The organism is Methylophaga sp. UBA2689, from assembly GCA_002354555.1.
Lineage (GTDB): Bacteria > Pseudomonadota > Gammaproteobacteria > Nitrosococcales > Methylophagaceae > Methylophaga.
On sequence record DELT01000093.1, the window covers coordinates 1 to 6805 of the forward strand.

The window sequence follows — 6805 nt, forward strand, 5'->3', positions numbered from 1 at the left end:
CGTCAGGCAGAAAATCGTACCAACGAAATTTCAGAAATTTCCCGTTCATTAAAAGCACTGGCCAAAGAGCTCAATGTGCCGGTGATTGCGTTATCTCAGTTAAACCGTTCACTTGAGCAGAGACCGAATAAACGGCCGGTTATGTCGGATCTGCGTGAGTCAGGTGCGATTGAGCAGGACGCCGATATCATTGTGTTTATCTATCGTGATGAAGTTTATAACGAAGATTCTGCTGAAAAAGGCAAAGCCGAAATCATCATCAGTAAACAACGTAATGGTCCTATCGGTACCGTGGCGTTAACCTTCCAGGGCAAATATACCCGGTTTGAAAACTTTGCCCCTGCGTACTACCAAGATTACGGTGAAAATGAATCGTGAGCCGCTATCCGTTTGCCCGAATCGATCTGGCAGCACTGAAACATAATCTGCAAAAAGTTCGCCTTTTCGCCCCAAACAGTAAAGTGATGTCGGTCATTAAAGCTGATGCTTATGGGCACGGCGTCATCCAGGTTGCTCAGGCGCTCATGCAAAGTGATGCGTTTGCAGTGGCCCGACTTAGCGAAGCATTAACGTTACGTAAACATGGATTTGTCCAGCCGATTACCATTTTTGAAGGTGTAAGCAGTGTAGAAGAATGGCAGTTAGCTGCTGAATTTGAGTTGACGCCGGTTTTGCATCAGCAACAGCATCTCGCTTTATTAATCAAAGCAGAAATACATCAGCCATTACCATTTTTATGGCTGATGCTGGAAACTGGTATGCACCGTCTTGGTTTACCCCAGCATGATGTACTACAAATTATTGATGCACTTGAAAAACGTTCAGACCTGGTGAGCAAGCTTGGTTTGATGAGTCATTTTGCCAACTCAGATTTATTAAATGATGCACGTAATAACCAACAGTTAACGGTTATGAAAAACCTAGCTAAAACAACTGGTTTGCCAGTATGTATGGCTAATTCAGCAGCGATTATCAGTCTGCCGGAATCTCATTATGACTGGATAAGGCCCGGTCTGATGCTGTTTGGCGCTTCACCATTTGCCGATAAATCAGGGGCTGATGTTGGACTCAAGCCAGTCATGCAATTGATCTCAAAATTAATTGCGACGCAGCAATTAAAAGCTGGGGATGAAGTCGGCTACGGTGGTCAGTGGACCGCTGATAAACCCGTGCGAATGGGTGTTGTCAGTATTGGTTATGGTGATGGCTATAGTCGTCATTTATCCAATATTGGTAAAGTCTTGATTCGTGGCAAAGAAGTACCAATTATTGGTCGCGTCTCGATGGATACTATCTGTGTCAATCTGAATGATTGTCCGCAGGCACAACTTGATGATGAGGTGATTATCTGGGGTGCCAATGAGTTGGCGGTGGAATGGCTAGCCGATAAAGCTGGAACCATACCCTATGAATTATTGACCTGTGTGACACCGAGAGTTCAAAGGGAATATTTGAATGGCTAAAGCCAAGCGAGTGTATGTCTGCCGGGAGTGTGGTGCACAGACCCCACAATGGGCTGGTCGCTGTGCGGATTGCGGTGCGTGGAACAGTCTTGAAGAATCCGTGCAGAGTAGCGCCAAGCCCACCACGGCAATGAATAAACATACGGGTTATGCCGGCCAGCAACAAAATACTGTTCAGGCGTTAAAAACCATTACTTCCGAACAGGCAGTGCGCTGGTCTACCGGCCTGCCGGAATTGGATCGGGTTCTGGGTGGTGGGCTGGTAACCGGTTCCGTCGTGCTCATTGGTGGCGATCCCGGAATTGGTAAGTCAACTTTACTATTACAAGCTATGGCCAGTATGGCCGAGCTTAGCGGTATTAATCCGCTTTATATCAGTGGTGAAGAATCGTTACAGCAAATACGTTTGCGTGCTGAACGCCTACAGTTACAGGAAACCCCGGTTGATTTGCTGGCAGAGACTCATGCCGAACAAATGATGGCTATTGCCCAACAGCGTCAACCGCAGGTGATGGTTATTGATTCGATTCAAACGGTATTTACTGAATTGTTGCAATCGGCACCCGGAACAGTGGCTCAGGTTCGGGAAAGTGCAGCCCAGTTGGTCAGGTTTGCCAAATCCAGTGGCATCACGATGATTCTGGTGGGACATGTTACCAAGCAGGGGGCTTTAGCCGGGCCACGTGTTCTGGAGCATATGGTCGATACCGTATTATATTTTGAAGGTGACAGTTCGACACGGTTCCGTATTTTACGTGCAGTCAAAAACCGCTTTGGCGCGGTTAATGAGCTCGGCGTATTTGCCATGACCGAGCTGGGCCTGAAAGAGGTCAGTAATCCTTCGGCAATATTTCTATCAAGAGGCGAAAAAGCCGTTCCTGGAAGCATGATTACGGTGATCCGTGAAGGCAGCCGGCCAATGCTGGTAGAAGTTCAGGCTTTGGTTGATGAGAGTCCGTTGGGCAATCCACGTCGGGTTTCAGTCGGCCTGGAACAAAATCGTCTGGCTATGTTATTGGCTATTTTGCACAGACATGGCGGTATTACCTGCCATGATCAGGATGTATTTATCAATGTTGTGGGTGGCGTGAAATTAAGTGAAACCGGTGCTGATCTGGCGGTGCTGACAGCGGTGATTTCCAGTTTACGCAATAAAGCCATACCGCAGGACTGGGTAGTGTTTGGTGAAGTCGGGCTAACCGGAGAAATTCGGCCCGTTCAGGCCGGGGAAGAACGTATCCGTGATGCAGGAAAACATGGTTTTAAAGTGGCCCTTGTTCCCGCTGCCAACGCCCCAAGAAAACCAATTCCAGGGCTTAAAGTAATTGCTGTGCATCATTTGCAACAGGCCATTGACGCACTGAAAGATGGCTGGTTGTGATTACGGCTTCAGTTTTCGGGCATATCCACTAAGGCAGAGAGTTCGCGGTGCAGTAAGCCTTCGTCAGCGAGATTTAATTCCACCAGTTTTTTCAAATGGGTAATGCTGTCAAGGTCGATTAGTTTGCAATGAAAACCGATGCTGTTGGCATCCATATGCGCCATTTCCGCCTGCATTTTAATCACCACTTGTGCCTCGTCGAGCAACAAATCAACGGTAAAATGATCGGTCAATTTGCCTTCCCAGTTTTCTGGGCGGCTAATTAACAGACCGTTAAGTGACACATCAATGACCCGACAATTCAGATACATGTCACCCTCAGTCGTTAAAATATGAGCATTCGCCGTAAAAGGAATTCGGCTAAAATATCTTCGTTCATCGGACATCGGTGAGCTCCAGTTTAATATGACTGATACTATCATTCTTTTTGATTAGGAGTCATAGCAGATGTTGTGGGTAAAAGCGTTCCATTTAATGGCGGTTATCACCTGGTTTGCCGCATTGTTTTATTTGCCAAGACTGTATGTATATCACGCCATGTGTGAAGACCAGGCAGGCAGGGAGCGCTTTAAAATTATGGAGCGCAAGCTCTACCGGGGCATCATGACACCTAGCGCCATTGTTGCTTTGGTTCTGGGGATCTGGCTGATGAGTTATTACACGCTGGAGCAATTGAAATCCATGCATTGGTTGCATGCCAAACTGACTCTGGTCGTATTACTCTTTGCATATCATGGTATATGTGGGCGAATGCTTAAACAGTTTGCTGCGGATAAAAATCAACGTAGTCATGTGTTTTATCGCTGGTTTAACGAAATGCCTGTATTGATTCTAATAGCTGTAATGATCCTGGCCGTAGTGAAACCGTTTTAAAAAAAAGCCCCTCTGAGAGGGGCTTTAATCACATAGATTAATCAATCAATATATTCGAATATTTTTACCACGCGTAATACACCCTTGGTTGAGCGAGCAACGGCAACTGCCTGATCTGCCTCAGCCTTGGTGAGTTTACCCATAAGATAAACGATGCCCCTTTCTGTCACTACTTTCACATAAAAAGGATCAACATTTTCGTCCTGAGTCATTTTTGTTTTTAACTTGGTGGTGATCCAGCTGTCGCTGCTACGGGAAGTTAAAGCGCTAGGGCCTGAAATCGCCAGCTCATTGTAGACTTTGCGTACTTTAGGAATATCTTTAACCAAGGTAGTAGCTTTTTGTTTAAGTGATTCAGTAGGTGTTTCACCGGATAGCAATACGAACCCGTTATAACTGGTCACATTGATATTGCTCTGGTTATAAAGATCTTTATCCTGAAAAATGGCGTATTTGGCTTTTATTTCGATGCTTTGATCGTCAAGGATGGCGCCAGCTGTCCGACGGTCATAGGCAACTGCAGCGGTGGTAGCTGCACCGCCAACAACTGCTGCTGCACAGGCTTGCAACAATAAAATGGGTATCAGTAAGAAAACCAGTCTGAATTGGTACATGAATATTTTCCTCGTTGGGTGGGTGCTGAAAAATGCTGTTAGTTTAGTTGAAAAGCATCGCGAATCCATAATATATGATCGGGTTGTGTAGCGGTGATGGCGATGGCATCAAATCGACAGTTGTGTGCCCACCCCGATTGCATCAGATAATGTTGAGCTGTGGTGATGATACGTGATTGTTTACGGCTTGTAATACTTTCCAGAGCACTTCCATGATAGCCATTGCGACGATAACGTACCTCAATAAAGACTAAGGTTTGTCCGTCCTGCATGATCAAATCAATCTCACCCTGGCGACAATAAAAATTTCGCTGGACAAGCTTTAAACCCTGCTTTTCCAGGTAGTTACAGGCTAATTGTTCTGCCTGCTTACCAGACTGGAGATGTTCTGCCATAGGCTTTATTCAATGATTAATGGTTCAATCAATCCATTACGTATAGTGGCAAAGGACATGGTACGTTCAATCTGACCCTGTTCGTTAATGGTCAGTATGCCAGTCGCGCCATTATATTTTTCATCTTCTGAGCCACTCATGGCTGTCAGGAAAGGAATCATGCGATAGGCATCAACCCCCAATGCTGCTAAACGGACAAAGCTGCCGATATCACCGGTGGCCTGTCGACGCACAGCAGCATAGGCCGGATCCTGTTGTGATTGCTCAGTGAACATCCAGGGGATATCGGTGAAAATTAATCCATTCAGATCAATATCCTGCTGGGCATTGGCTTCACCACCATAGGCATGGGAGGTGGCCAGAATTGGCAATTTACCTGAGCGGTGAAAACGTAACTGGGTTAATAACTGTCGTGCTTTTAATGGCCTGCCCACCATAAACAGAAAATCCACATCCTGACGTCTTCTTGGTTCGAATTCCAAGGATTTGCCCAGTGTGCGACGCAGGTTTTGGTAACGCTGAACACTGCTGTCAACTCCCAATATCGGGGTCAGAATATGAGAGTAGTCATTTTCTGTTTCATTATATTTAGCACGTGTGACAAGTTGTCCGCCTGAGTTGCGCCATTCATTGGTAAATGCTTCAGCAACCCTGTCACCCCAATCATTGCGAGGACTTAAGACAATTGCTCGTTTATATCCCATTTTATTGGCATATTCCGCCTGGTTTCGTGCATCGTCTTCCGGGGCCAGGGCAAACTGGAAAAAATTATTCTGCTCAATATCTTCATTGATTCGGTTAAGTGCCAGCACTGGAATCGTTAATGCGTCATGTGCCGCGAGTAACTCAACGGAGGTTTTATCCAGCGGTCCAATAACGATATTGGCACCATCAGCAACGGCTTTATCATATTGCGATATCACGTTATTTGAATCCGGGTTATTGCCGGTTTGAACATCGTAAAACTGCAAACGTACATTGGAACGTGCATTGAAATGGGCAGCAATGATTCCCTGACGAATAGCTTGAGCCGCATTGGCTGCCGGGCCGGAATCAGGTAACAGGATACCAATCAAATCCAGTTGTTGAGGAAGACGAAGAGGCGTTTTGATAGATTTTTTTAATTGTTCAATATCAGCTGGGTGATTTGGATAGCTGTATTGCCAGTCTTCAATGGCGACCTCCATTGCTTCAGGATTATTTTCATAGGCTTTAAAGGCATACGCCAGAGCAAACCAGCCACTATCTTCAGCGGGTGGTTGGCCTGGATTGTATAAATCCAATGCCTGCGGTGTCATTTTCAGTAAGGTTTGCCACAACGCTAGACGATTATTTTCCTTTTCGCTTTCTGGCAGCATTGGATCTAACTTGATATGAGCCAGGGCCTTTTCCAGCGAGTTTTCAGTCAAATCGTAAGCGGTGATTCTCAGTTCCAGAATGCGTTTTTGCTGTACTTCATTGGCACTGTCAAAATCAATCTTGTCTAAATGCGTTAATGCTTGCTGACCATCCAGATTCAATAACGCGATATCAGCACGCAACAGATTAGCTGTGAGTTGTTCACGTGGAGAAAGTTGTTCGAGATTGGTTTCAGCAAGCAGTGCATCTGCTTCAGCCAATTCACCTAACTCATACTGCATTATGGCCGCGCGATATTGAAATGCCGATTTGAGTGCGCCTTCAGATTCCGCCGCTTGGGCAAGATAATCTTCTGCAGCCACCGCATAATCACCCTGTTTTTCTGCTTCAGAAATTAACGCAGTCATCTCTGGGGCTGATGGTTTGGTATCCATTGATATTGGTTGGCAGGCCGTTAAAGCCAGTAATACCAACAATATAAACAGGGTGGAAAATCGTTGCGTCATAAGCTACATCAAATTTAGTTCGGAGAAGGCATCATCTTACCTGTTCGCGTATATTACGACCAGAATCAATATTTGTTTTCAGGAAAGTTACCGTGAAAGATACAACAGCCGCACTTTATATCGTTGCCACCCCAATTGGAAATCTGGCGGATATTTCAGCGCGCGCTATTGAAGTTCTGTCTTCAGTAGATGTGATTGCCGCTGAAGATACCCG

The 6805-nt window shown here is 45.7% G+C and carries 9 protein-coding genes; 5 read left to right on the top strand and 4 right to left on the bottom strand.

The features are described 5' to 3' along the window. The 3 genes from B3M51_RS11020 to radA form a co-directional block, all read left to right on the top strand. The coding region (locus tag B3M51_RS11020; RefSeq protein ID WP_292759212.1) for a DnaB-like helicase C-terminal domain-containing protein at window positions 1–378 on the top strand (378 nt) is incomplete at its 5' end. Further along, the gene (gene alr / locus B3M51_RS11025) at window positions 375–1463 is read left to right on the top strand and encodes an alanine racemase (RefSeq protein WP_292759215.1); all 1089 of its coding nucleotides are present in this window, start codon (window positions 375–377) and stop codon (window positions 1461–1463) included. The genes B3M51_RS11020 and alr, both read left to right, overlap by 4 nt. Next, window positions 1456–2844 carry a DNA repair protein RadA gene (gene radA, locus B3M51_RS11030; RefSeq protein ID WP_292759218.1) on the top strand — a complete coding sequence of 463 codons (1389 nt, stop codon included), beginning with the start codon at window positions 1456–1458 and terminating at the stop codon, window positions 2842–2844. Before alr ends, radA begins: the two co-directional genes overlap by 8 nt. Window positions 2845–2852: 8 nt before the next feature. On the opposite strand, the gene B3M51_RS11035 is transcribed toward radA, so the two are convergent. Further along, window positions 2853–3230, bottom strand: coding sequence for a PilZ domain-containing protein (locus B3M51_RS11035; protein WP_292759221.1), 378 nt, complete (start codon window positions 3228–3230; stop codon window positions 2853–2855). 61 nt (window positions 3231–3291) lie between these two features. Here B3M51_RS11035 and hemJ point away from each other — a divergent pair, with 61 nt between their 5' ends. Then, a complete protein-coding gene (gene hemJ, locus B3M51_RS11040; protein ID WP_292759224.1) occupies window positions 3292–3717 on the top strand; it encodes a protoporphyrinogen oxidase HemJ in 426 nt (141 codons plus the stop codon). Between the two features lie 41 nt (window positions 3718–3758). Here the strand turns inward: hemJ and B3M51_RS11045 are convergent, their stop codons facing one another. The 3 genes from B3M51_RS11045 to B3M51_RS11055 are packed head-to-tail and all read right to left on the bottom strand — an operon-like array spanning window position 3759 to window position 6591. Further along, complete coding sequence (locus tag B3M51_RS11045) at window positions 3759–4331, bottom strand: BON domain-containing protein (protein ID WP_292357818.1); 573 nt, start codon at window positions 4329–4331, stop codon at window positions 3759–3761. A 38-nt stretch (window positions 4332–4369) separates the two neighbouring features. Then, window positions 4370–4726: a YraN family protein gene (locus B3M51_RS11050; protein WP_292481522.1), complete on the bottom strand. Its 357-nt coding sequence runs from the start codon at window positions 4724–4726 to the stop codon at window positions 4370–4372. 5 nt (window positions 4727–4731) lie between these two features. Then, the gene (locus B3M51_RS11055) at window positions 4732–6591 is read right to left on the bottom strand and encodes a penicillin-binding protein activator (protein ID WP_292759227.1); all 1860 of its coding nucleotides are present in this window, start codon (window positions 6589–6591) and stop codon (window positions 4732–4734) included. A gap of 92 nt (window positions 6592–6683) precedes the next feature. Between B3M51_RS11055 and B3M51_RS11060 the strand changes: the two genes are divergently transcribed. Then, window positions 6684–6805 (top strand): SAM-dependent methyltransferase (locus B3M51_RS11060; RefSeq protein WP_349676737.1); only part of this gene is annotated, 122 nt, incomplete at its 3' end.